This window comes from Rhodococcus sp. PAE-6 (genome assembly GCF_025290685.1).
Classification (GTDB): Bacteria; Actinomycetota; Actinomycetes; order Mycobacteriales; family Mycobacteriaceae; genus Rhodococcus; species Rhodococcus pyridinivorans.
The window spans coordinates 40,598-63,003 of sequence record NZ_JAOCLZ010000009.1 but is presented as its reverse complement, the minus strand read 5'-3'; the positions used below and the strand labels follow the sequence as shown (position 1 = coordinate 63,003).

The 22,406-nt window shown below is 68.0% G+C and carries 24 protein-coding genes; 12 read left to right on the top strand and 12 right to left on the bottom strand.

What is annotated here, in order from left to right:
- Positions 1–34: 34 nt before the first annotated feature.
- From nrdF to NVV99_RS17775, 4 genes are all read right to left on the bottom strand, one after another.
- On the bottom strand, positions 35–1,036 hold the full coding sequence (gene nrdF, locus NVV99_RS17790; RefSeq protein WP_006550395.1) for a class 1b ribonucleoside-diphosphate reductase subunit beta: 1,002 nt from the start codon (positions 1,034–1,036) through the stop codon (positions 35–37).
- A 51-nt stretch (positions 1,037–1,087) separates the two neighbouring features.
- Complete coding sequence (gene nrdE, locus NVV99_RS17785) at positions 1,088–3,169, bottom strand: class 1b ribonucleoside-diphosphate reductase subunit alpha (protein WP_024101416.1); 2,082 nt, start codon at positions 3,167–3,169, stop codon at positions 1,088–1,090.
- 167 nt (positions 3,170–3,336) lie between these two features.
- Positions 3,337–3,789 carry a class Ib ribonucleoside-diphosphate reductase assembly flavoprotein NrdI gene (gene nrdI / locus NVV99_RS17780; protein ID WP_006550391.1) on the bottom strand — a complete coding sequence of 151 codons (453 nt, stop codon included), beginning with the start codon at positions 3,787–3,789 and terminating at the stop codon, positions 3,337–3,339.
- A gap of 109 nt (positions 3,790–3,898) precedes the next feature.
- Positions 3,899–4,129 carry a redoxin NrdH gene (locus NVV99_RS17775; RefSeq protein WP_006550390.1) on the bottom strand — a complete coding sequence of 77 codons (231 nt, stop codon included), beginning with the start codon at positions 4,127–4,129 and terminating at the stop codon, positions 3,899–3,901.
- A 393-nt stretch (positions 4,130–4,522) separates the two neighbouring features.
- Here NVV99_RS17775 and NVV99_RS17770 point away from each other — a divergent pair, with 393 nt between their 5' ends.
- The 5 genes from NVV99_RS17770 to NVV99_RS17750 are packed head-to-tail and all read left to right on the top strand — an operon-like array spanning position 4,523 to position 9,458.
- Positions 4,523–5,482 carry a glycoside hydrolase family 26 protein gene (locus NVV99_RS17770; RefSeq protein ID WP_024101418.1) on the top strand — a complete coding sequence of 320 codons (960 nt, stop codon included), beginning with the start codon at positions 4,523–4,525 and terminating at the stop codon, positions 5,480–5,482.
- Positions 5,479–6,717, top strand: coding sequence for a PP2C family protein-serine/threonine phosphatase (locus NVV99_RS17765; RefSeq protein WP_024101419.1), 1,239 nt, complete (start codon positions 5,479–5,481; stop codon positions 6,715–6,717). The genes NVV99_RS17770 and NVV99_RS17765 overlap by 4 nt, the downstream gene beginning before the upstream one ends.
- Entirely contained in the window at positions 6,714–8,669 is a 1,956-nt protein-coding gene (locus NVV99_RS17760; RefSeq protein WP_041803403.1) for a glycosyltransferase, read from the top strand. Before NVV99_RS17765 ends, NVV99_RS17760 begins: the two co-directional genes overlap by 4 nt.
- Positions 8,666–9,001 carry an STAS domain-containing protein gene (locus tag NVV99_RS17755; RefSeq protein ID WP_024101421.1) on the top strand — a complete coding sequence of 112 codons (336 nt, stop codon included), beginning with the start codon at positions 8,666–8,668 and terminating at the stop codon, positions 8,999–9,001. The genes NVV99_RS17760 and NVV99_RS17755 overlap by 4 nt, the downstream gene beginning before the upstream one ends.
- Positions 8,991–9,458: an ATP-binding protein gene (locus NVV99_RS17750; RefSeq protein WP_024101422.1), complete on the top strand. Its 468-nt coding sequence runs from the start codon at positions 8,991–8,993 to the stop codon at positions 9,456–9,458. Before NVV99_RS17755 ends, NVV99_RS17750 begins: the two co-directional genes overlap by 11 nt.
- Here the strand turns inward: NVV99_RS17750 and NVV99_RS17745 are convergent.
- The 4 genes from NVV99_RS17745 to NVV99_RS17730 all read right to left on the bottom strand — a co-directional run bounded on the left by NVV99_RS17745 (position 9,438) and on the right by NVV99_RS17730 (position 13,929).
- A complete protein-coding gene (locus NVV99_RS17745) occupies positions 9,438–11,561 on the bottom strand; it encodes a xanthine dehydrogenase family protein molybdopterin-binding subunit (RefSeq protein WP_024101423.1) in 2,124 nt (707 codons plus the stop codon). The two genes, NVV99_RS17750 and NVV99_RS17745, sit on opposite strands and share 21 nt — an antisense overlap.
- Entirely contained in the window at positions 11,558–12,559 is a 1,002-nt protein-coding gene (locus NVV99_RS17740; protein WP_024101424.1) for a xanthine dehydrogenase family protein subunit M, read from the bottom strand. Before NVV99_RS17740 ends, NVV99_RS17745 begins: the two co-directional genes overlap by 4 nt.
- Entirely contained in the window at positions 12,556–13,149 is a 594-nt protein-coding gene (locus NVV99_RS17735; RefSeq protein ID WP_050993421.1) for a 2Fe-2S iron-sulfur cluster-binding protein, read from the bottom strand. Before NVV99_RS17735 ends, NVV99_RS17740 begins: the two co-directional genes overlap by 4 nt.
- A 222-nt stretch (positions 13,150–13,371) precedes the next feature.
- On the bottom strand, positions 13,372–13,929 hold the full coding sequence (locus tag NVV99_RS17730) for an NAD(P)H-dependent oxidoreductase (RefSeq protein ID WP_024101426.1): 558 nt from the start codon (positions 13,927–13,929) through the stop codon (positions 13,372–13,374).
- Between the two features lie 128 nt (positions 13,930–14,057).
- Here NVV99_RS17730 and NVV99_RS17725 point away from each other — a divergent pair, with 128 nt between their 5' ends.
- Genes NVV99_RS17725 through NVV99_RS17715 form a run of 3 tightly spaced genes read left to right on the top strand, consistent with a single transcriptional unit; the run spans position 14,058 to position 15,942 of the window.
- Positions 14,058–14,702, top strand: a complete 645-nt coding sequence (locus NVV99_RS17725; RefSeq protein ID WP_024101427.1) for a TetR/AcrR family transcriptional regulator — start codon at positions 14,058–14,060, stop codon at positions 14,700–14,702.
- A 4-nt stretch (positions 14,703–14,706) separates the two neighbouring features.
- Positions 14,707–15,498 (top strand): META domain-containing protein, encoded by a 792-nt coding sequence (locus tag NVV99_RS17720; protein WP_024101428.1) that lies wholly within the window; start codon positions 14,707–14,709, stop codon positions 15,496–15,498.
- Positions 15,499–15,522: 24 nt separating this feature from the next.
- A complete protein-coding gene (locus tag NVV99_RS17715) occupies positions 15,523–15,942 on the top strand; it encodes an META domain-containing protein (protein WP_024101429.1) in 420 nt (139 codons plus the stop codon).
- A 21-nt stretch (positions 15,943–15,963) separates the two neighbouring features.
- Here NVV99_RS17715 and NVV99_RS17710 read toward each other — a convergent pair whose 3' ends face one another.
- Entirely contained in the window at positions 15,964–16,512 is a 549-nt protein-coding gene (locus NVV99_RS17710; RefSeq protein ID WP_024101430.1) for a nucleosidase, read from the bottom strand.
- Positions 16,509–17,285, bottom strand: a complete 777-nt coding sequence (locus NVV99_RS17705; protein ID WP_242411733.1) for a fructosamine kinase family protein — start codon at positions 17,283–17,285, stop codon at positions 16,509–16,511. Before NVV99_RS17705 ends, NVV99_RS17710 begins: the two co-directional genes overlap by 4 nt.
- A gap of 102 nt (positions 17,286–17,387) precedes the next feature.
- On the opposite strand from NVV99_RS17705, the gene nadE reads away from it, so the two are divergent.
- The gene (gene nadE / locus NVV99_RS17700; RefSeq protein ID WP_024101432.1) at positions 17,388–18,224 is read left to right on the top strand and encodes an ammonia-dependent NAD(+) synthetase; all 837 of its coding nucleotides are present in this window, start codon (positions 17,388–17,390) and stop codon (positions 18,222–18,224) included.
- Here the strand turns inward: nadE and NVV99_RS17695 are convergent.
- Together NVV99_RS17695 and moaA are read right to left on the bottom strand one after the other, a co-directional pair.
- Positions 18,221–18,499 carry a MoaD/ThiS family protein gene (locus NVV99_RS17695; RefSeq protein WP_024101433.1) on the bottom strand — a complete coding sequence of 93 codons (279 nt, stop codon included), beginning with the start codon at positions 18,497–18,499 and terminating at the stop codon, positions 18,221–18,223. The genes nadE and NVV99_RS17695 overlap by 4 nt on opposite strands.
- Positions 18,492–19,550, bottom strand: coding sequence for a GTP 3',8-cyclase MoaA (moaA, locus tag NVV99_RS17690; RefSeq protein ID WP_024101434.1), 1,059 nt, complete (start codon positions 19,548–19,550; stop codon positions 18,492–18,494). Before moaA ends, NVV99_RS17695 begins: the two co-directional genes overlap by 8 nt.
- Positions 19,551–19,679: 129 nt before the next feature.
- Between moaA and glp the strand changes: the two genes are divergently transcribed.
- Genes glp through NVV99_RS17675 form a run of 3 tightly spaced genes read left to right on the top strand, consistent with a single transcriptional unit; the run spans position 19,680 to position 22,286 of the window.
- Entirely contained in the window at positions 19,680–20,885 is a 1,206-nt protein-coding gene (glp, locus tag NVV99_RS17685) for a gephyrin-like molybdotransferase Glp (protein ID WP_041803405.1), read from the top strand.
- On the top strand, positions 20,882–21,880 hold the full coding sequence (gene moaCB / locus NVV99_RS17680) for a bifunctional molybdenum cofactor biosynthesis protein MoaC/MoaB (RefSeq protein ID WP_024101436.1): 999 nt from the start codon (positions 20,882–20,884) through the stop codon (positions 21,878–21,880). Before glp ends, moaCB begins: the two co-directional genes overlap by 4 nt.
- The gene (locus NVV99_RS17675; protein ID WP_024101437.1) at positions 21,873–22,286 is read left to right on the top strand and encodes a molybdenum cofactor biosynthesis protein MoaE; all 414 of its coding nucleotides are present in this window, start codon (positions 21,873–21,875) and stop codon (positions 22,284–22,286) included. The genes moaCB and NVV99_RS17675 overlap by 8 nt, the downstream gene beginning before the upstream one ends.
- Positions 22,287–22,406: the final 120 nt, after the last annotated feature.

Below are 22,406 nucleotides of genomic sequence, written 5' to 3'. Positions count from 1 at the left end.
GATGCGTTCGGGCCGGTGACAGAGAACGTCTACGTCAGAAGTCCCAGTCGTCGTCTTCCGTGACGACGGCCTTGCCGATCACGTAGGAGCTGCCGGAGCCCGAGAAGAAGTCGTGGTTCTCGTCGGCGTTCGGCGACAACGCCGACAGGATGGCCGGGTTGACGTCCGTCTCGTCCTTCGGGAACAGCGCCTCGTAACCGAGGTTCATCAGCGCCTTGTTCGCGTTGTAGCGCAGGAACTTCTTGACGTCCTCGGTGAGCCCGACTTGGTCGTAGAGGTCGGCCGTGTAGTGGGTCTCGTTGTCGTACAGCTCGAAGAGCAGTTCGAAGACCCAGTCCTTGAGCTCGTCGCGCTCGGCCTGCGTGATCGTCTCGAGCCCGCGCTGGTACTTGTAGCCGATGTAGTAGCCGTGGACGGCCTCGTCGCGAATGATCAGGCGGATCATGTCGGCGGTGTTGGTGAGCTTGGCCCGCGACGACCAGTACATCGGCAGGTAGAAGCCCGAGTAGAACAGGAACGACTCGAGCAGCGTCGAGGCGGCCTTGCGCTTGAGCGGGTCGTCGCCCTTGTAGTAGTCGAGGATGATCTGCGCCTTGCGCTGCAGGTGCTCGTTCTCCTCCGACCAGCGGAAGGCGTCGTCGATCTGGCGGCTCGAGCACAGCGTCGAGAAGATCTGCGAGTAGCTCTTCGCATGCACCGACTCCATGAACGCGATGTTCGTCAGCACCGCTTCCTCGTGCGGGGTCACCGCATCGGGGATGAGCGAGACCGCGCCGACCGTGCCCTGGATGGTGTCGAGCAGCGTCAGGCCCGTGAAGACCCGCATCGTCAGTTCCTGCTCGTACTCGGTGAGCGTGCCCCACGACTGGATGTCGTTGGAGACCGGCACCTTCTCCGGGAGCCAGAAGTTGCCGGTGAGGCGATCCCAGACCTCGGCGTCCTTGTCGTCGGGGACGCGGTTCCAGTTGATCGCGGAGACGCGATCGATGAGTTTGACGCGCACGCCGTCGGCCGGCGAGTGTGCTGCTGCAGTCATCGGTTACCTACCTGAATTGTGTGCTGATGCAAAGACTGTCGTGGAGCAGGGTCACAACATGCAGGAGACGCAACCCTCCACCTCGGTGCCCTCGAGCGCCATCTGCCGCAGGCGGATGTAGTACAGGGTCTTGATTCCCTTGCGCCACGCGTAGATCTGCGCCTTGTTCACGTCGCGGGTGGTGACGGTGTCCTTGAAGAACAGCGTCAGCGACAGCCCCTGGTCGACGTGCTGCGTCGCAGCAGCGTAGGTGTCGATGATCTTCTCGTAGCCGATCTCGTAGGCATCCTGGAAGTACTCGAGATTCTCGTTCGTCATGTAGGGCGCCGGGTAGTAGACACGCCCGATCTTGCCCTCCTTGCGGATCTCGATCTTCGACGCGACCGGGTGGATCGAGCTCGTCGAGTGGTTGATGTACGAGATCGAACCGGTGGGCGGAACCGCCTGCAGGTTCTGGTTGTAGATGCCGTGCTTCTGCACGGACTCCTTCAGCTCGCGCCAGTCCTGCTGCGTGGGGATCGCGATGTCCGACTCGGCGAACAGCTGACGGACCCGCTCGGTGGCCGGCTCCCACACCTGATCGGTGTACTTGTCGAAGAACTCACCCGAAGCGTACTTCGACTCCGGGAAGCCCTTGAAGTACGAGCCGCGCTCGATCGCGATCTTGTTCGACGCACGCAGGGCGTGGAACAGCACGGTGTAGAAGTAGATGTTCGTGAAGTCGACGCCTTCTTCGGACCCGTAGAAGATGTGCTCGCGGGCGAGGAAGCCGTGCAGGTTCATCTGGCCGAGGCCGATGGCGTGGGATTCGTTGTTGCCCCGCTCGATCGACGGCACCGACGAGATAGTCGTCTGGTCGGAGACGGCCGTCAGGCCGCGGATGGCGACCTCGATGGTCTGCGCGAAGTCGGGCGAGTCCATCGTCTTCGCGATGTTCAGCGAGCCGAGGTTGCACGAGATGTCCTTGCCCACATGACTGTAGGACAGGTCGTCGTTGAACTCCGAGGGAGTCGAGACCTGCAGGATCTCCGAGCACAGGTTCGAGTGCGTGATCTTGCCGGCGATCGGGTTGGCCCGGTTCACCGTGTCCTCGAACATGACGTAGGGGTAGCCCGACTCGAACTGCAGCTCGGCGACGGTCTGGAAGAACTCGCGCGCCTTGACCTTCGACTTGCGGATGCGCTTGTCGTCGACCATCTCGTAGTACTTCTCGGTGACGTCGATGTCGGCGAAGGGCTTGCCGTAGACGCGCTCGACGTCGTACGGCGAGAACAGGTACATGTCCTCGTTCTTCTTCGCCAGTTCGAAGGTGATGTCGGGGATGACGACGCCCAGCGAGAGGGTCTTGATGCGGATCTTCTCGTCGGCGTTTTCGCGCTTGGTGTCGAGGAAGCGGTAGATGTCGGGGTGGTGCGCGTGCAGGTAGACCGCACCGGCGCCCTGACGGGCACCGAGCTGGTTGGCGTAGGAGAAGGAGTCCTCGAGCAGCTTCATGATCGGGATGACGCCGGAGGACTGGTTCTCGATCTTCTTGATCGGAGCGCCGTGCTCACGAATGTTGCTGAGCAGCAAGGCGACACCGCCACCGCGCTTGGACAGCTGCAGTGCGGAGTTGATGGAGCGGCCGATCGACTCCATGTTGTCCTCGATGCGAAGGAGGAAGCACGAAACGGGCTCGCCGCGCTGCTTCTTGCCCGAGTTGAGGAAGGTCGGGGTGGCCGGCTGGAAACGACCCGAGATGATCTCGTCGACGAGGTGCCGGGCGAGGATCTCGTCGCCGTCGGCGAGCGTCAGCGCGACCATGCACACACGGTCCTCGAAACGCTCGAGGTAGCGCTTGCCGTCGAACGTCTTGAGCGTGTACGAGGTGTAGTACTTGAACGCACCGAGGAAGGTCGGGAACCGGAACTTCTTCGAATATGCGTGCTCGAACAGCGATTTGACGAATGCGCGCGAATACTTCTCGAGCACCTCGGGCTCGTAGTAGTTCTCCTCGACGAGGTAGTCGAGCTTCTCGTCGAGGTTGTGGAAAAAGACCGTGTTCTGGTTGACGTGCTGCAGGAAGTACTGACGGGCGGCGGCCACATCCTTGTCGAACTGGATCTCGCCGTTGGGGCCGTACAGATTCAACATCGCGTTGAGCGCGTGGTAGTCGAGACCCTTGAGCGAATCGTCGAGGTGTGCGCTCGTGGCGGGAGCGGGATCGGTAATGGTCACAGTGCTGTCCCCACTTGTCGGAGTTAGGAAACGGCCGCGCAGTCACGTCCGCGACGCGCGTCGAATACGGATACGGATGTGGCTCAGGCGTTCTGGAGAACGGACTCCCAGAATCGGGCGAGACCGTCGCGGACACGCTCGACGTCGTCGGTCGTACCCATCAACTCGAACCGGTACAGATACGGCACCTTGCACTTGCGCGAGACGATGTCTCCCGCGAAACAGTACGAGTCGCCGAAGTTGGTGTTACCCGCCGCGATGACACCGCGGATCAGGCCCCGATTGTGCTCGTTGTTGAGGAATCGGATGACCTGCCTGGGAACGTAGCGGGTATCACGGCCCGTGGCGGTCGTCCCGCCACCGTAGGTCGGCACGATCAGCACGTACGGATCGTGGACCTCGAAATTCCCCTCACGATCGTGCAATGGGATACGGCTGGCCGGAATCCCGAGTTTCTGCACGAATCGGTGGGTGTTCTCGGATGTACTCGAGAAGTACACCAGCGATGTCCCCGGGATCGACCCCAGCGAAGCCATCGGTAGTCACCACTCTTCATTCGATTGCGAAGACCGGCCCGGGCGGACACGGAAGAACACGTCCGCCCGGAGACGACGACGATCGGGCCGCGGCGAACGCGGCCCAGGCTCAGGCAGCGACGGTAAGCGCCTTGATGCGATCGGGGCGGAAGCCCGACCAGTGGTCATCGCCGGCGACGACGACAGGCGCCTGGAGGTATCCCAGCGCCATGACGTAGTCGCGGGCCTCGGGGTTCTCACTGATGTCGACGACGTCGTACTCGATGCCGGCCTTGTCGAGGGCGCGGTAGGTGGCGGTGCACTGGACGCAGGCAGGCTTGGTATAGACGGTGATGTTCATGAATGCCCCTTTTCCGACGGCCGTGGGCGGCCTGACGACTGACTGCTGTGCGTTACCCGGAAGCCCACTCATCCGTCCGATCCCGCTTCCCCGAGAGATCGTCGGCACTTGTGGCCCTCCAGCGGTCTAGACACTACACCTTGTGTCCGTCGGATACACAGAACCCAGGATGTTGTGACTTACAAAGGTGATATTCCCAGGTCGCGCCCCTCCCTCCACGGCGTTTCGGGCGTGTCTCGGCGTGTCGCCGCAGCGCGTCCGAGAGAGACCTCGAGCACAGTGTGGCGGGCACCACCGACAACTTCGCGAGGTCACCGCGAGAACACCCTCCGAAGGGCCTGCGCGGGGAGCTCCGGGCGGGAAGAATGACTCCTCGTGCACCCGGTTCGCGCGATGCTCGCCGCACTGCTGGCACTGTCCCTGTGCGCCGCCTGCGACTCGCGCCGTGAGTGCGAACCGATCTCCGCCCCGCTCGACGAGACGAGCACCGCGTGTCCCCGCTTCGGCATCAGCACCCCGGGCGGCCCGGTGGCCGTCGACGAGTACCGCGCGGTCACCGAGGCGGTCGGCACCGCACCCGGCGCGGTGCTGTGGTTCGTCGACTTCCTCTCCCCACCACCCGTCGGGGCCCTCGACATCGTGCGCGCCTCGGGAGCCGACCCGATCGTCACGTGGGAACCGTGGCTGCAGCGTGGCGACGGGACGTACGACCGGACGTCGATCACGATGGCCGACATCGCCGCCGGGATCCACGACGACCATCTCTACCGGTGGGCGGACGAACTCACCGCCTGGGGCGGGACGGTGTACCTGCGCTTCGCACACGAGCCGAACGGGGACTGGTATCCCTGGGGTCCCGCCGGCGGCACCCCACCGGAGACCTACGTCGCGGCGTGGCGACACGTGCACGAACTGTTCGCTTCCAAGGGGGCCGACAACGTGCGCTGGATCTGGACGGTCAACGTCCCGCACGCGGGCAGCAGTCCCATCGCACCCCTGTATCCCGGTGACGACCACGTCGACGTCGTCGGGGTCGACGGTTACAACTGGGGCACCACCCGGCCGTGGAGTCGCTGGCAGTCCCCCGAAGATCTGTTCGGACCGACCTTCGACGAGCTCGGCCGGATCGCCCCGGGTCGTCCCGTCGCGGTCACCGAGGTCGCGAGCGCGGAGGCCGGTGGGTCGAAGCCGGACTGGATCCGGGATCTGGTGGGTTACTTGGACAGTCACCCCGCGGTGACGACGTTCGTGTGGTTCCATCACAACAAGGAAACCGACTGGCGCCTGACCAGCACGGCCGAGTGCGCGGCGGCCCTGGACGACGCTCTGCACAGGAGACACACCGTACGATGACATCCGAGGCGTCGCTGCTCCCCGACCATCTCGAGGACGAGCGCATGCGCGACGTCGAGCGACTCGAGCTGCTCGACACCCCTCACGAGGAGCGCTTCGACAAGATCACCCGCATGGCGTGCCGCGTGTTCGGCGTCCCCATGGCGTCGGTGTCGCTGATGGACCACGACCGGCAGTGGTTCAAGTCGATCCTCGGACTCGAACTCTCCGAAGTTCCTCGCGAGAGGACGGTGTGCCGCACCACCATCGCGCGCGCGTACGAGCGGCCGGACGACCCCGCACTCGTCCTTCCCGACGCCTCAACCGATCCCGCCTTCATGGACATCCCCGGTATCGGTGGTGAGGGTGGGATCCGGTTCTACGCGGGTTACCCCCTGTTCGGTCCGGCCGGTCATCCCGTGGGCACCTTCTGCATCTACGACACCGAGGAGAGGAACCTCGACCCGGATCAGCTCGACACCTTCGCGGAGCTGGCCGAATGGACCCAGCGCGAACTCGACCGGTCCGACGAATTCGACCGCGCCGCCGAGATCCAGAAGCAGCTCCTCCCCCGGCCGCTATCCGACCTTCCGGGCTACGAGATCGCCACCGTCTGCCTGCCCGCCTTCGTGGTGGGTGGCGACTTCTACGACCACTACCGGCTCCGTGAGGGCGTCGTGATCTCCGTCGCCGACGTGATGGGAAAGGGCCTCGGCGCGGCGATCCTGGCGTCGGGCGTGCGTTCCTCGTTGCGCGGTGCCGGCCGGGTGCTCGAGCGCTTCGGACGTCGTCCGGTCGGCGTCCTCGACACCGGGATGGCGCTGACCCTCGGCGCCGAGCACCTCGCCGACGACTTCGAGCACACGGGAACGTTCGCCACCTCCTTCGTCGCTGCGATCGAGTTCTCCACGGGAGACGTCGACCACGCCGATGCGGGGCACGGACTCGCGGCGATCCGTCGCGCGGACGGCGGGGTCGAACCCCTCGAGGGCGACGGTCCCCCGCTCGGAGTGTTCCCCGCCACCACATGGACATCGGAGACCGCGCACCTCGCTCCCGGCGACATGCTGGTGGTCTGCTCGGACGGACTGCTCGACCTGCTCGACGAGAACAGCGACCCGGCGGCACTGTGCCGTTTCGTCGCCGGCCATCCGACCCCGGAGGCGCTGGTGGCCGCAGCACGTGCCCTGACGGTGAACGAACCTCCGCTCGACGACGTCACGGTCGTCGCGATACGACGGAACGAAATGTCGTGAAGGCCGTCACGAAGGAGGGCTACCCGTCTCCGTTCCTGCGTGTCCTCATCGTCCTCACGGTCGTCGTCGGCCTGAACTACATCGTCTGGCGCTGGCTGTTCTCGGTGAACTGGGATGCCTGGTGGATCGCGGTTCCGCTGGTGCTGGCCGAGACGTACAGCCTGATCGACTCGCTGCTCTTCGCATTGACGATGTGGCGGCTGAGGAGACGGCCCGAACCACCCGCAGCGCCGGAGGAGATGACGGTCGACGTCTTCATCACCACCTACAACGAACCCGTCGACCTGGTGCTGCGCACCGCCGCGGCAGCGAAGCGGATCCGCTATCCGCACCGGACGTGGATTCTCGACGACGGATCCCGGCCCGAACTCGCCGCAGCCGCCGCCGAACTCGGCGTCGACTACATGACGCGGGCGGCGAGCTGGACGAACAAGCCGCGCCATGCCAAGGCGGGCAACCTGATCAACGCGCTGCTGCATTCGGACGGCGAGTTCCTGCTCATCCTCGATGCCGACCAGGTGCCCGAACCCGAGATCCTCGATCGCACACTCGGATACTTCACCGACGACCGCACCGCCCTGGTCCAGACACCGCAGTACTTCACCAACGTTCCCGAGTCCGACCCGCTCGGCAGCCAGGCCCCCTTGTTCTACGGCCCGATCCAGCAGGGCAAGGACGGCTGGAACGCAGCGTTCTTCTGCGGGTCCAACGCGATCCTCCGACGCGAAGCGCTCATGCAACTCGGCATCTCCGGCTATGTCCGGGCCATCGAGGACGGTGTGGAACGCACCCTGCGCACCGCGGGCAAGGTGGTCGACCGCGCACGCCGGAAGGTTCCCGCCGATCAGCCCGACGTGGCCGCGGCACTGGATTCGGTGCGACAGGCCGTTCGCACGGCTCGGGGCGAATTGCGGGCCGGAACGGCGCTCGCCGACGTCACCTTCCGCTTCCAGCAGGCGGTCGACGCCGCCGCGCGCAGCATCGTCGATGCCGACTTCGGTGGTATCCGAGCCGATCTCGAGGAGATCGCCGCGCTCGACGCGCACGGAACCGATGCGCTCATCATCGACGAGACCGTGCTCGACCGCCTCGCCGACCGCGAATGGTCGCCGCTCGGCGCGCTCGAATCGATCCGCGCGATGATTCGGGCCGTCGACGTCGACCGTGCCGAGGAGGCCGAGCCGATGCTCGCGTTGGCCACGATCTCCGTGACCGAGGACATGGCCACCTCCATGCGTCTGCACGGCGCGGGCTGGAAGTCCGTCTACCACCACGAGATCCTCGCCTACGGACTGGCTCCGGAGGATCCGAAGACGATGGTCACGCAGCGGCTCCGGTGGGCGCAGGGCACGATCCAGGTGATGCTGCGGGAGAACCCACTCGTCCAGAAGGGCATGACCCTCGCGCAGCGCCTCATGTACTGGGCGACGATGTGGAGCTATCTCTCGGGTTTCGCGGCCCTCGCCTATTTCGCGGCGCCGATGATCTACCTCGTCTTCGGGATCCTGCCGGTGGAGGCCTACAGTCTCGACTTCTTCGCGCGGCTCGTCCCGTTCCTGGTCCTCAGTCAGCTGCTGTTCTTCGTCGTCGGCCGCGGCACACCGACCTGGCGCGGCCAGCAGTACAGCCTCGCGCTGTTCCCGGTGTGGATCAGGGCGTGCTGGACGGCCTTCCTCAACGTGTACTTCGACAAGCCGCTGGATTTCGCGGTCACCCCGAAGACGCGCCAGGGTGGCGAGGGTGTCCCCTGGTATCTGTTCCGTCAGCAACTGCTCGTCATGGCACTGCTGGTCGTGGCGGCGGTCGTCGGCGCGGTGCGGTTGTTCCTCGGCGACATCTCGGTTCTCGGCGTGACCGCGAACCTCGTCTGGGTCGTGTTCGACCTGTTGATTCTGTCGGTGGTGATCGGCGCGGCTCGCTACCGTGGACCCGAGAACGAAGGAGTTCGATGAGCCATTACGAAACCCGCACGGTCGGAACGAGTACCGTCGTGCAACCCATCGGTCGTCTGAACATGGTTGCGGCGCCACGTCTTCGCGAGCAGTTGCGCGATCTCGTCGAGAACGGATCCCATCGGCTCGTCGTCGACCTCAGCACGACCGAGTTCATCGACTCGTCCGGGCTCGGCGCACTCGTGTCCGGATTGAAGGCGGCGCGGCAGGCCGGCGGCGACCTGCGGATCGCCTCGCCCACGGCGCAGGTGCAGAGCGTGCTCGCGCTGACCCGCCTCGATCGGGTCCTGGCGACCCACGACTCCGCGGACGCGGCCTTCGATGGCGACTGACGCCCCGTCCGACGCGCAGCCGTCCGACGGGGCGCCCTGCCGGTGGGAGTTGTCCGCCCCGACGAGCGAGGGCACCCTCGACCGGATCATGGATCTGGTCGCGGAGATGTTCGCCGCCGAGGAACTCGACGAGTCCGACCGCGTGCAGTTCGAGATCGCGGTCGCGGAGATCGCCGCGAACATCATCGAGCACGCCGGCCGGGGACAAGCTGTCTCGGTGACCCTGACGCTGGAGCTCCACCCGGATCGTCTCGAAGCAGTATTCATCGACGACGGGGCCCCGGCACGTGTGGATCTGCGTTCGGTCGAACTCCCGGATGCCCTCGCCGAGCGCGGTCGAGGACTCGCCATTGCCCTCGCCGCGCTCGACGAGCTGCGGTACCGGCGACAGGCCGGCACCAATCGCTGGCTGCTGGTCTGTCACCGGTCCGACGCGTCAGGGCAGTCCGGGCAGTAGGTCGTCGAGGCGGGCCGGTAGGTTCCGGACCCGCACTCCGGTCGCGTGCCACAGGGCGTTGACGACCGCCGCGGCGCTGCCGACGATCCCGATCTCACCGATCCCCCGCGACCCCATGGGTGTCGCATGCAGGTCCTCGTCATCGAGCCAATCCGCTTCGACCCGGCGGATGTCGGCGTGTGTCGGCACGTGGTATTCGGACAGATCGTGGTTGACGACGTGCCCGAAACGCGCGTCGCGGATGCTCTCCTCGAAGAGCGCCATCGAGATCCCGAAGGACATCCCGCCGATGACCTGCGAACGCGCGGTTCGCGGATTGATCACCCGTCCCACGGAGAACAGACCGAACATCCGGGGCACCCGGATCTCGCCGGTGTCGGCGTCGACGTGCACCTCGGCGAAGTGCACACCGAAGGACTGCGCGGTGTAGTGCTCGAGTTCGCGGTTCTCGGCTGCCGACGCGGACAGTTCGGCACCCACCGGCGGGTCGTCGCCGAAACGTTTGCCGAATTGCTCTGCGGCCGTGACGATCGCGGTTCCCCAGGACGAGGTGCCCGACGACCCGCCGGCCACCGTGCCGTTGGGCAGTGCGCTGTCGCCGATCTCGAGGTCCACGTCCTCCGGTCGGCATCCGAGTGCGTCGGCGGCGATGAGGGTCAGGGTCGTCCACGCACCCGTACCGAGGTCGGTGGCTCCGATGCGGACGGAGTAGCGCCCCTCCCCGAGGTGCCGGATCTGGGCTTCCGAGCCGGGATTGACCATGTGGGGATAGGTCGCGACCGCCATGCCGGTACCGATCAGGGTGTTGCCCTGCCGCCGGCGGCCGGGTTCGCGGTCGGACGGATCCCATCCGAATCGCTGCGCTCCTTCGCGGAGGCATTCGACGAGTCGGCGCGACGACCACGGCTTTCCCGTCTCCGGATCCGACTCGGGTTCGTTGCGGATGCGCAGTTCGATCGGGTCGATCCCGAGTTCGGCGGCGAGCTCGTCCATCGCGACCTCGCCGGCGAACATGCCCGGCGCTTCACCTGGCGCGCGCATCCAGAACGGCGCCGGCACGTCGAGGGTGATCGCGCGATGCGACGTACGGGCGTTGGCGACGTCGTAGAGATTGCGCAGCGGCACCCCCGCCTGTTCGACGAATTCGGTGACCCGGGACGACTGGGCGAACGCCTCGTGCACGAGACCGGTGAGCTTGCCGTCACTGTCGGCCGCGAGCCGGATGTGCGAGGCGGTCGGAGCGCGGTACCCGACGTAACCGAACATGTCTGGTCGGGAGACCGCGAACTTGATCGCTTTCCCGGCCAGGGCCCGCGCCGCGAGTCCGCCGAGGACGTCGTGCGCGTGAGGACCGCCCTTGGAACCGAATCCCCCACCGATGTACGGACAGACCACCCGCATCCGGGCCGCGTCGAGACCGAAGACCGGCGCGAGGGTCTCGACGACACCGTGCGGATGTTGCGTCGAGGTGTACAGCGTCAGAGTGTATCCGTCGGTCTCACTGTTCGACGGCACGACGTCGTTCCGCCAGATCGCGACCACGGTGTGCGGTTCGAGTGGATTGTTGTGTTCCTCAGGGGTGGAGTACCACTGATCGATCACCGTCTCGGCGCGGGCGAACGCCGCGTCGACGTCGCCTCGCTCGGTGTCGGGTTCGTAGCCGCCGTTGACGGTCTCGGGTGTGTACGCGTCGGGATGGTCGGCGCGGAAGAGCGCGTCGTGCGGTTCCTCGCTGTACTCGACCTTCAGGAGCGAGCATGCCTCCCGGGCGATCTCGAAGCTCTCCGCGACGACCGCGCCGATGATCTGACCCCGGTACAGCACGTCGGGTGTCTGCAGGACGGAGTACTCGCCCTCGGCCTCTTCGGTGAGACGTGGGGCGTTCCAGGGAGTGAGGACCTTCAGCACCCCGGGCACCGCTTCTGCGGCGGCGGTGTCGATGCGGTCGACGCGTCCACGGGCGATGGTGGAGGTGAGCGGTACGAGGTAGGCGGGATCGTCGACCGGGTGCTCGTAGGCGTACGGTGCCGTCCCGGCGACCTTCGCCGGTCCGTCGATGCGCGCGGTGGAGCGTCCACCTGCTCGGATCGGCTCGGGGCTCATGCGGATCCACCTCGTTCCCGTCGTTCGTCGAGTTCGCGCAGGGTCGCCACCACGGTTCGCCGCAGCAGCGGAATCTTGTAGGCGTTGCCGTCGAGGGGACTCGCGTCGGCGAGTTCGGCCTCGGCCGCCGCAGCGAAGACCTCGTCGGAGGGTTGTTGCCCGAGGAGTGCTTCCTCCGCGCGGTGTGCCCGCCAGGGCCGGTGTGCGACCCCACCGAATGCGATGCGGCACCCGGTGATCGTCCCGTCCGCAACGGTCATCTCGGCCGCTACGGAGACCAACGCGAAGGCGTAGGACGCCCGGTCGCGCACCTTGCGATAGGTGGACAGCGAACTCTGCGCCGCGGGGATCTGCACGCCGACGATGAGGTCGTCGCGTTCGAGCACGGTGTCGCGCTCGGGTGTGTCGCCGGGGAGTCGGTAGAAGTCCTCTACCGCGATGGCGCGCTCGCCGTCCGGGCCGAGGACCAGGACTTCGGCGTCGAGCGCGAGCAGGGCGACCGCCATGTCGGACGGATGGGTGGCCACGCAGTGCTCCGAGGCGCCGAGGATCGCGTGGTAGCGGGTGTATCCGCCGATGGCGGAGCAGCCGCTGCCGGGTTCGCGCTTGTTGCAGGGGGTGCTCACGTCCCGGAAGTACGAGCACCGCGTGCGCTGGAGCAGGTTGCCGCCGGTGGTCGCGGTGTTCCGGAGCTGGGGTGAGGCACCGGCGAGCAGTGCGCGCGACAGCACCGGGTAGTTGCGCCGCACGAAGGGATGCGCCGCGAGGTCGCTGTTGCGGACGTTGGCGCCCACCCGGATTCCCCCGTCGGCCGTCTCCTCCACGGCGTCGAGCGGAAGATGCGAGACGTCGACGAGGAGATCGGGGGTCGCGACGCCGAGTTTGAGGTGGTCGACCAGATTCGTGCCGCCCGCGAGGAAGACCGCACCCGGTGTCTCGTGCACGACGGCGACGGCGGCGGCGGGATCTGCCGGTCGCTCGTAGCGGAGGGGGCTCATCGCGTCTCCTCCGTATCGAGGCGGCTGTCGCCGACACCGATTCGGCTGTCACCGGCGGCGACGGTTCGGATCGCCGAGACGATGTTGGGATAGGCGGCGCAGCGGCACAGATTGCCGCTCATGCGTTCCCGGATCTCGTCGTCGTCGAGTTCGGGTGCCTGTTCGAGATCGGCCGTTACGTGACTCGGCGCCCCGTCGGCGAACTCGTCGAGCATGCCGACGGCCGAACAGATCTGGCCGGGGGTGCAGTAGCCGCACTGGAAGGCGTCGTCCTCGATGAACTGCGCCTGGAGCGGATGCATCTCCCCGTCGCCGAGTCCGGCGGCGGTGACGATCTCGGCGCCGTCGTGCGAGGCGGCGAGGGCCAGGCACGAGAGGGTGCGCCGGCCGTCGATCAGCACGGTGCACGCTCCGCACTGACCGAGATCGCATCCCTTCTTCGGGGACGTGATCCCGAGGCGGTCGCGCAGTGCGTCGAGCACGGTGGTGCGGACGTCGATCGGGACGCGACGCTCCACCCCGTCGACGTGGAGAACTATGTCGAGATCGGGTCGGTGGCCGGTATCGGTCCTCGTGTCCCCGCTTGTCATGGGCAAACCTCCGAACAGTGGGCTGTGTTCGGGGCATTCCCGCTGCAGGCGTCATCGAACCGTCGAGATGCGACGAGCGACGAGCGGAGCGTCCGCGGCTCGGCCGGACCCTGCGGATACGCGGTGCCGGAGACCTCGCGGGTCTCCGGCACCGGGGGTGTCGGTCGGTCCGCCGGCCGCTCTCGGTGCCGGCGGTACCGGCAGGGACGACGGACGTCTCGATCAGGCGTCGGCGAGCACCTTGGTGGCGTCGGCCAGTGCGGCGACGACCGTTGCGACCTGCTGCGCGGTCTCGGCGTGCTCCTTGGCGTGCTCGCCGCCGAACTTGCCGAAGGTTTCGCCGACCGACAGCGAGCCGCCGTCGACGACCTTGCCGCCGGCGATTCCGACGACCTTGACCGCGTCCTCGAGCGCCCACTTCGCAGCGTTCTGGCTGGGCGACTGGCTGACGATGGCGACGGGCTTGTCGCTCAGTGCGCCGGCACCGTAGGGGCGCGACAGCCAGTCGACGGCGTTCTTGAGCACCGCGGAGACGGTGCCGTTGTACTCGGGCGTGACGATCAGCACGGCATCGACCTCGGCAGCGGCGTCGCGCAGAGCCACGGCAGCAGCGGGGGCAGCCTCGCCGTCGAGATCCTCGTTGTAGAAGGGAACGTCGGCGAGGCCCTCGTAGAGGGTCACCTCGACGTTCTCGGCAGCAACCGCCGCGGCGGTCTCGGCGAGCTGGCGGGAGACGGAGCCGTCACGCAGGCTGCCGACGAGGGCGAGAACTCGGGTCATGGGAACATCCTCGGGTCGAAGTGGTTGACTACGCAATTTTAAACGGACCACGGTCCGCTTTATTCCCTGCCCCGCTAGAGTGTGACCTTGTGAACACTCGCCCCCTCCCGCACGCGGACGGTCGGGCGCTGTCTGCGGCGAACAGCCGGGCTCTCCCCCTGGCGGACGAACGACTCTCCGAACGGGGCGACGCAGCGCGCAATCGTTCCCGTCTGCTCGACGCCGCCGCCCTGCTCGTCGCCGAGCGCGGCGTCGATGCCGTGACGATGGACGCCGTCGCGGCGCGGGCCGGGGTCGGCAAGGGCACCGTCTTCCGCAGGTTCGGCTCCCGCGCCGGGCTCGTCCGGGCACTGCTCGACCACAGCGAGCGCGAGTTCCAGCAGGGCTTCCTGTTCGGCCCGCCACCGCTCGGCCCCGACGCCGAGGCCCTGGACCGGCTCATCGCCTTCGGTCGTGCACGCATCGAACTCGTCGAGGTGCAGGGCGAACTGCTCCGCGCGGCCGAATCCGCCACCGACTCCCACTACACCGCTCCCGCCCACCTGGTCTCGCTCGCCCACGTCGACGCACTGCTGCGTGCCGCCGGAGTCACCGGCGACACCCGATTGCTGGCGACCTCGCTGGTCGCGTCGCTCGAGGCCACCCTCGTGCTCCACCAGTGGCGCGAGCTGGGACATCCGCTCCGCCGACTCGCCGACAACTGGGCCGAACTCGCACACCGTGTCGTGACCGGTCGAGGTAGCCGCAAATCCGGGTCGAGCGCCGTACCGTAACGGCATGATTCGCACATTCCGGGTGCTCGCACTGGTCTCCCTGGCAGCGGTGGCCGCCGCGTGCAGCACCGATTCGGATTCGGCCGACGGCAACTCCGCGGAGGACCTCACCGGCCGCACCTTCGTCTCGACGAGCGTGAGCGGCACGCAGATTCCGGGCGCCGGACCCATGGTCGTCGAGTTCCCGGAGGACGGACGCATCTCGGCGACTGCCGGCTGCAACCGCTTCGTCGGCGGCGTCGACCTCTCCGAGGGCAGAGTGAAGGCGTCGGACCTGGCGAGCACGATGATGGCCTGCCTGCCGGAACGCGAGGGAGCCGATGCCTGGCTCACCACGCTGTTCGACGCCGAGCCGCGCTGGTCGCTCGACGGGAACACCTTCACGCTCACCGGCGACGACATCACGGTCTCGCTCCAGGACGAGAAGGTGGTCGACCCCGACCTGCCGATCACCGGGACCGAGTGGGTGGTGACCTCGCTGCGCACCGCCGACGCCGTCGTCAGGTCGGTTGCGCTGGAGAACGCCGCGCCGACACTCACCCTGTCCGACGACGGCACCCTCACCGGGAACACGGGGTGCAACGAGTTCGGCGGCAGCGCCGAGGTCGGCGACGATGTCATCCTGTTCGAACCGCTCACCATGACCCGCGCGGCCTGCGCTGATCCCGAGCTCGCCGACATCGAGACGCACGTCCTGAACGTGCTCGCAGGTGAGACCACCTACATCGTCCAGGGCTCGTCGATGACCCTCACCGCGGCGAACGGCACCGACGGACTGGAGTTCACGGCCCGCTGATTCCTCCTCGGTACCGTGAGACCCATGCCGGGAGCAGTCCGCGTGGTCGTCGTCCTCGCACTGGGTGCGCTGCTGTCCGGGTGCGGAGTGTTCGGGTCGTCGCCGTCCGACCCGATCGGTCGCCGTTACGTCTCGACCGAGGTCGAGGGGCGGCCGATCCCCGGCGGCGGTCCGCTCCAGTTGTCGTTCCCCGCTCGGGAGCGGGTCGCGGCGTCCGCCGGGTGCAACCGGTTCACCGGCACCGCCGACCTGTCCGGGGGCAGGATCCGCGCCGGGACGCTCGCGTCCACGAGGATGGCGTGTCCTCCCCCGCGCGACGGCGCCGACGACTGGGTACGGACGCTGTTCGCGGGCACACCCCGGTGGGCTCTCGACGGGGAGGTGCTCACCCTGACCACCGGCGCGGTGACCGTCACCCTCACCGAACGTACGGACGGGCGCTGAGATCGTTCGACAGCGAATCGTTCAGTAACGCTCGACGAGCCAGCGGGCGAGTTCCTGTGCGCTGCGGTCGACCTGCTTCGGCCAGTCGAGCGCCGAATCGTCGGCCCGGTCGCTCACGTGCTTGACGAGTCGGCACGGCGCGCCCATGCGGCGGGCGGCGTAGGCAACTGCGAAACCCTCCATGTCGACAAGATCGGCGCGCGCGGACAGCGCGTCGCGGATCTCGGCGTCCGAGACGAACGAATCGCCGGTGGCGAGCACGCTGCCGTCGCCGTCGTCGATCTGCACGACGTCCTGCACGGGGTGACCGAGGCTCTTCAGGATCTCGCTGCTGATGTCGTGGTTGATCGCGGCGGACGGCAGGAACAGTCCCGAGTGGTGGGTGTGCAATGCGCCGGCGGTGCCGATGTTCACGACGAGCGGTCGCGCGTCGGCCGGATACGCCGCGAGCGTCGCGGTGACGGCCACCGCTGCGTCGACCTTCCCGATCCCGGTGATCACCGTCTCGTATCGTTCCGGGACGTGCGCCGCCTCGGCGCGGGTTGCGGATACGACGAGGATCCCGTTCACGTACTGCCTCCGAGTTCGAGGGTCGCGAGTGCCGCCCGGTGCAGCTCCCGCCCGTACCCGGCACCGTATCCCGCGGCGTGCACCGCCAGTGGATGCAGCTGGTGCACGGGCACCCGATGCTCCCACCCGACGCGTAGCGGATGCGCCGACTCGTAGCCCTCGACGACCCGGCCCAGGTGCGGGCAACCGAAGAGCGCGAGCATCGCCAGATCCGTTTCGCGGTGGCCGCCGTGCGCGGCCGGGTCGATGAGGACGACACCGCGCGGCGACCACAGCACGTTGCCGTTCCACAGGTCTCCGTGCAGACGCGCGGGCGGATCTTCGTCGTCGAAGGCTCCCGCGGCGACGAGATCGCAGGAGGCCTCGATGTCGTGGCACTGACGGTCGGTGACGCTGCCCGCCTCGACCGCGATGCGCAGGAAGGGCAGCACCCGCTCTGCGACGTAGAACGATCCCCAGGTGTCGTGCACGGTGCGGCTCATGGGGCGGCGGCCGATGAACAGCTGCCCGTCGTAATCGTCGGGTGCCGCACCGAAACCGGCGGCGCCCACGTCGTGCATCCGGGCGAGTGCGGCACCGAACTCCCGTGCGGACTCGACGGACGGGGATGCCTCGGCGATCCGCTCGAGTTCGATGTGGTGCTCGCTCACCGACCGCACCGCCGCCACCGGCATACCGGCCTCGGCGAGCCAGGCCAGACCGGCCGCCTCGGCCCGGAAGAAATCCGGATGCGCGTGCGGGTCGTGTTTGCGGAAGACGTCTCCGGTGCTCACCCCGAAGAGTCTGCCCGACCGCACTCTTCGCCCCACCCTCTTCGCCCCGCCCTCTTCGCCGTTGTATCGCAGCAGTAACACGGGAACGCTAGGGTCGTGAAGATGACGAACCTTCGCGATCGGATCATCGAAGAACTCGGGGTGAAACCCTCCATCGACCCGCGCGCCGAGATCGACGCTCGGGTGCAGTTTCTCGCCGACTACCTGCGCAGCACTCCCGCGAAGGGATTCGTGCTCGGCATCAGCGGCGGGCAGGACAGCACACTCGCCGGCAAGCTCGCCCAGCTCGCCGCGGAGAAGCTCCGCGCCGAGGGCCACACGGCGGAGTTCGTCGCGGTCCGCCTGCCCTACGGCAAGCAGGCCGACGAGCACGACGCCCTCGTCGCACTGGAATTCATCGGAGCCGACCGCACTCTCGGTGTGGATGTGAAGCCCGGCGCCGACGCGACCGCCTCGGAAGCAGCTCGCGCGCTGTACGGCACCGAGACGCGTCTGCGCGACTTCGTGCGCGGCAACATCAAGGCCCGCGAACGCATGATGATCCAGTACGCGATCGCCGGAGAACTCGGCTACCTCGTGGTCGGCACCGACCACGCCGCCGAAGCGGTGACCGGCTTCTACACCAAGTACGGCGACGGCGGCGTCGACATCACTCCCCTGGCCGGTCTGACGAAGCGGCAGGGTGCGGCGCTGCTGCGCGAACTCGACGCACCCGAGAGCACCTGGATCAAGATCCCCACCGCCGATCTCGAGGACGACCGTCCCGCGCTGCCCGACGAGGAAGCGCTCGGCATGACCTACAGCGAGATCGACGACTATCTCGAGGGCAAGGACGTCACGGACGACCTCGCCAAGCGCCTCGAGACCAAGTTCCTCGACACGCGACACAAGCGCGTGATGCCCGTGGCGCCCTTCGACACCTGGTGGCGCGAGGATTAACCACCCGCGAAGGGCGGCAGGACGTCCACTCGGGACCCGGCCGGTCGGCCGAGGTCCCGGGTGAGTTCGCCCGTGCCGCCGTCACCGGGTTCGAGCAGGAAGGCCGCCACCGACAGGACCCGCTCCATGCCGGCCCCGTAACGATCGACGAGCACGGCACGCAGCGCGCCGAGATCGGCGCCCTCCGGCAGGTCGATCGTGTCCTTCTCGCGTCCGGCCGCATCCGCTGCGGCCGCGAAGTACCGCACCTCGATCCCGGTCGTCACCTCAGCCACCGATAGCTCCCATGCTCCGCTGCGGCGGCGCGAAGTCCGCCGCGTCCATGCCGTGTCCGGCCCACTTGTTCCACATCGCCCCGCGCCACAGCGCGGCGAGTTCGTCGTCGGTGGCGCCACCCCGCAGGGCAGCACGCAAATCGGTCTCCCGGTCGCTGAACAGGCAGGACCGGACCGTTCCCTCGGCCGTCAACCGCGTGCGGTCGCAGTCGCTGCAGAACGACCGCGTCACCGACGCGATGATCCCGACGGTCGCCGGTCCGCCGTCGACGAGCCAGCGTTCGGCCGGCGCGGACGGGTCCTCGCGTTCGGTCTCCGTGAGCGAGAACCGCTGCCCGAGCACGTCGAGCAACTGCTGGGCCGGCACCATCTGCGAGCGCGCCCAGTTCTGATCGGCGTCGAGAGGCATCTGCTCGATGAACCGCAGTTCCACGCCCTCGTCGAGGCACCACGCGAGCAGGTCGGCCGCGCCCTCGAGGGTCTCCGGCATCAGGACGGCGTTGACCTTGACCCGTCCCAGTCCGGCGGCCACCGCGGCGCGGATGCCGTCGAGCACCGACTCGAGCCGGTCGCGGCGCGTGAGCCGCGCGAAGTGCTCGCGGTCGATGGTGTCGAGGGAGATGTTCACGCGGGTCAGTCCGGCGTCCGCCAGCGCCCGCGCACGGTGCCGGAGACCGACCGCATTGGTGGTCAGCGCGATCGGCAGCCCCGGGGTCTGCTGCGCGCATCCGGCGACGATCTCCTCGAGATCGCGGCGCATGAGCGGTTCCCCACCGGTGAAGCGCACCTCGTGGACACCGAGCCGAGCGGTCGCGATGCCCACCAGACGGACGATCTCAGCGCTCGCGAGCAGCTGGTCGCGCGGAATCTCGGGAAGTCCCTCGGCCGGCATGCAGTAGGTGCAGCGCAACGAGCACTTCTCGGTGAGGGACACGCGCAGGTCGCGGGCGATGCGACCGAAGCGATCGAGAAGCTCGGGCACGTCGGGCCGATCGGACACGTCGTCTGCGCGATCGCGCACGACCGGGATGCCCATGTCCACCGCTGTCATACGACCATCGCTTTCATACAGCCCAGTATGCCCACAACCGCCGATCGTGACATCGCATCCGGACAGACGGGGCACACGCGGCGCGTCGTGGGCGGCGGGGCACGGCCCTCGTGTGCCTAGGATGGCGGCATGACGAGCGGCAGGCGGTCCGTGGAGGAACACGAACAGCACGTGGCGGCGTTGCTCGACCCGTTGCGGAAGAAGAGCCCGTTGCGTGTGCCGCTCGCGCACGCGCTGCACCGCACCCTCACGGAGGACGTCGAGTCGCCGCTGGACCTGCCACCCTTCCGCAACTCCCAGATGGACGGCTACGCCGTCCGCGCCGGCGATCTCGCGTCGACCCCCGCCGACCTGCCCGTCCAAGGCGTGCTGGCCGCGGGCGACACCGTCGCGGCACTCGAACCGGGGCACGCGCTGAAGATCATGACGGGCGCTCCCGTCCCGGACGGCGCCGACGCCGTCGTCCCGGTCGAGGACACCCGTGCGACCACCCCCGACTCGGACGGCGCCGGCAGCGTGACCGTCGAGCGCAGCGTCACGCCCGGAACCTATGTGCGTGAGGCGGGAACCGACGTCCGCAAGGGCGATCTGCTGCTTCCCGCGGGCACGGTCCTCGCCGCCCGACACATCGCCGCGCTCGCCGCCGTCGGCCTCACCTCGATCCCCGTCCGTGCACGGCCGCGGGTCGCGATCATCTCGACCGGCAGCGAACTCGTCACGGCCGGGAGCGAACTCGGGCCGGGCCAGATCTTCAACTCGAACGGACCGGCGCTGGCCGCGAGCGCGTCGGCCAACGGTGCCGACGTCGTGACCATCGACCACTGCCACGACGATCCGGAGGAGTTCGTGACGATGCTCGAACATGCCGTGGGCGTCGCCGACGTCGTGTTCACCTCCGGCGGAGTGTCGAAGGGCGACTTCGAGGTCGTGAAGGACACGCTCGCGCCGCGGGGCGGGCAGTTCGTCTCGGTGGCGATGCAGCCGGGCGGCCCTCAGGGCACCGCCGTGGTCGACGGCGTGCCGATCCTGACCTTCCCCGGCAATCCTGTCAGCGCGCTCGTCTCGTTCGAGGTGTTCGCGCGACCCGCACTGCGGGCCGCCGCCGGCTATCCGCCCGTCGTGTGCGAGAGCTTGCCGCTCACCGAGGATCTCACGTCGATCCCGGGACGCCGGCAGTTCCTGCGCGGGCGACTCGACGAGAAGGGGGTGACCCCCTTCCGCGGGCACGGGTCGCATCTCGTCGCCGGACTCGCCGCCGCCGACGTGCTCCTCGACATCCCCGCCGACACCACTTCCCTCGAAGCCGGAGACCTCGTGAAAGTACGGATCCTGTGACCGACCTCAGCCACCTGGACGACCAGGGACGCGCCCGCATGGTGGACGTCTCCTCGAAGACCGACACCACACGGATCGCCGTGGCGGCAGGCGAACTCGTCACCACTCCCGAGGTGGTCGCGCTCGTCCGCGCCGACGACATGCCCAAGGCCGACGTCCTGGCCACGGCCCGCATCGCCGGCATCGCGGCGGCGAAACGCACCTGGGAGCTCATCCCCCTGTGCCACCAGCTGGCGCTGTCGTCGGTGAAGGTGATGTTCGACTTCACCGACACCTCGATCACGATCGAGGCCACCGCGAAGACCAAGGGCCCGACCGGAGTCGAGATGGAGGCGCTCACCGCGGTCGCCGTCGCCGGCCTGACCCTGCACGACATGGTCAAGGCCGTGGATCCGGCCGCCGTTCTCGACGGCGTGCGGCTGATCTCCAAGGAGGGCGGCAAGCGCGGCCACTGGACCCGTGACGACGCACCCGGCCGGGACGGGACCCCCGGGGCCGGCGAACAGCCCGTGGAGAAGACCGGACGCTCCGCCGCCGTGGTCGTCGCGTCGACCGGTGTCGCCGCGGGCACCCGCGAGGACCGCACCGGACCGCTCATCCGGTCGTGGCTCGAGGACAAGGGATTCGCGGTCCGCGGTCCCCTCGTCCACGCGGACGCCGACATCGCAGCCGGTCTCGCCGACGCGGTCCGTCCGGGCCCTGCCCTGGTCGTGACGACCGGCGGAACCGGGGCGTCGCCGACAGACGCGACCCCCGAAGCGACTCTCGCCCTGCTCGATCGTGAACTGCCCGGCATCGCGGAGTCGATCCGGCAGCGCGGACTCGAGGCCACCCCGCACGCCGTGCTCTCGCGCGGCGTCGCCGGTCTCGTCGGCCACACGGTCGTCGTGAACCTGCCCGGCTCGCCCGGCGGGGTGAAGGACGGTCTCGCCGCCCTCGACCCGATCCTCGACCATCTGTTGGCACAAGTCGCAGGAGGCGGCGCTCATGAGTGAACTACTGGCCCGGATCTCCTCGGAACCGCTCGATCCCGCAACGGTGGACGCCGCGGTGGCAGGCGCCGAACACGGTGCGGTGGTGCTCTTCACCGGTGTCGTCCGCAATCACGACGGTGGACAGTCGGTGACCGCGCTGCAGTACCAGGCACATCCGGATGCCGAAACGTTCCTGCGGCGGTGCTGCGAGGACGTCGCGGCGAAGTCCGGGCTCCCGGTCGCGGCGGTGCACCGAGTGGGCGATCTCACCATCGGCGATCTCGCGCTGGTCGCGGCGGTCGCCGCCCCACACCGCGCAGAAGCCTTCGCCACCTGCGCCGAACTGGTCGAACGCATCAAGGCCGAAGTGCCGATCTGGAAGCGTCAGCACTTCACCGAGGGTGCCTCGGAGTGGGTGGGTCTGTAGTCACATCAGGGACTGACGCACCCCGTGCGGTAGGGTGAGATGGTTCGGGCGTCACGACGACGCCCACCGTCGTGGGATACCGGCGGCCCGGGATCGTGCCCGGCCCGCATGCACAGATGC

What these genes read in the sequence shown, in the direction of transcription:
- moaA (WP_024101434.1), bottom strand. Translation starts at nt 19,550, where the DNA reads ATGACAGCGGTGGACATGGGCATCCCGGTCGTGCGCGATCGCGCAGAC.
- NVV99_RS17735 (WP_050993421.1), bottom strand. Translation starts at nt 13,149, where the DNA reads ATGACAAGCGGGGACACGAGGACCGATACCGGCCACCGACCCGATCTC.
- NVV99_RS17755 (WP_024101421.1), top strand. Translation starts at nt 8,666, where the DNA reads ATGAGCCATTACGAAACCCGCACGGTCGGAACGAGTACCGTCGTGCAA.
- NVV99_RS17715 (WP_024101429.1), top strand. Translation starts at nt 15,523, where the DNA reads ATGCCGGGAGCAGTCCGCGTGGTCGTCGTCCTCGCACTGGGTGCGCTG.
- NVV99_RS17770 (WP_024101418.1), top strand. Translation starts at nt 4,523, where the DNA reads ATGCTCGCCGCACTGCTGGCACTGTCCCTGTGCGCCGCCTGCGACTCG.
- NVV99_RS17750 (WP_024101422.1), top strand. Translation starts at nt 8,991, where the DNA reads ATGGCGACTGACGCCCCGTCCGACGCGCAGCCGTCCGACGGGGCGCCC.
- NVV99_RS17730 (WP_024101426.1), bottom strand. Translation starts at nt 13,929, where the DNA reads ATGACCCGAGTTCTCGCCCTCGTCGGCAGCCTGCGTGACGGCTCCGTC.
- NVV99_RS17765 (WP_024101419.1), top strand. Translation starts at nt 5,479, where the DNA reads ATGACATCCGAGGCGTCGCTGCTCCCCGACCATCTCGAGGACGAGCGC.
- nrdI (WP_006550391.1), bottom strand. Translation starts at nt 3,789, where the DNA reads ATGGCTTCGCTGGGGTCGATCCCGGGGACATCGCTGGTGTACTTCTCG.
- NVV99_RS17675 (WP_024101437.1), top strand. Translation starts at nt 21,873, where the DNA reads ATGAGTGAACTACTGGCCCGGATCTCCTCGGAACCGCTCGATCCCGCA.
- NVV99_RS17720 (WP_024101428.1), top strand. Translation starts at nt 14,707, where the DNA reads ATGATTCGCACATTCCGGGTGCTCGCACTGGTCTCCCTGGCAGCGGTG.
- glp (WP_041803405.1), top strand. Translation starts at nt 19,680, where the DNA reads ATGACGAGCGGCAGGCGGTCCGTGGAGGAACACGAACAGCACGTGGCG.
- NVV99_RS17775 (WP_006550390.1), bottom strand. Translation starts at nt 4,129, where the DNA reads ATGAACATCACCGTCTATACCAAGCCTGCCTGCGTCCAGTGCACCGCC.
- nrdE (WP_024101416.1), bottom strand. Translation starts at nt 3,169, where the DNA reads ATGTTGAATCTGTACGGCCCCAACGGCGAGATCCAGTTCGACAAGGAT.
- nadE (WP_024101432.1), top strand. Translation starts at nt 17,388, where the DNA reads ATGACGAACCTTCGCGATCGGATCATCGAAGAACTCGGGGTGAAACCC.
- NVV99_RS17740 (WP_024101424.1), bottom strand. Translation starts at nt 12,559, where the DNA reads ATGAGCCCCCTCCGCTACGAGCGACCGGCAGATCCCGCCGCCGCCGTC.
- nrdF (WP_006550395.1), bottom strand. Translation starts at nt 1,036, where the DNA reads ATGACTGCAGCAGCACACTCGCCGGCCGACGGCGTGCGCGTCAAACTC.
- NVV99_RS17745 (WP_024101423.1), bottom strand. Translation starts at nt 11,561, where the DNA reads ATGAGCCCCGAGCCGATCCGAGCAGGTGGACGCTCCACCGCGCGCATC.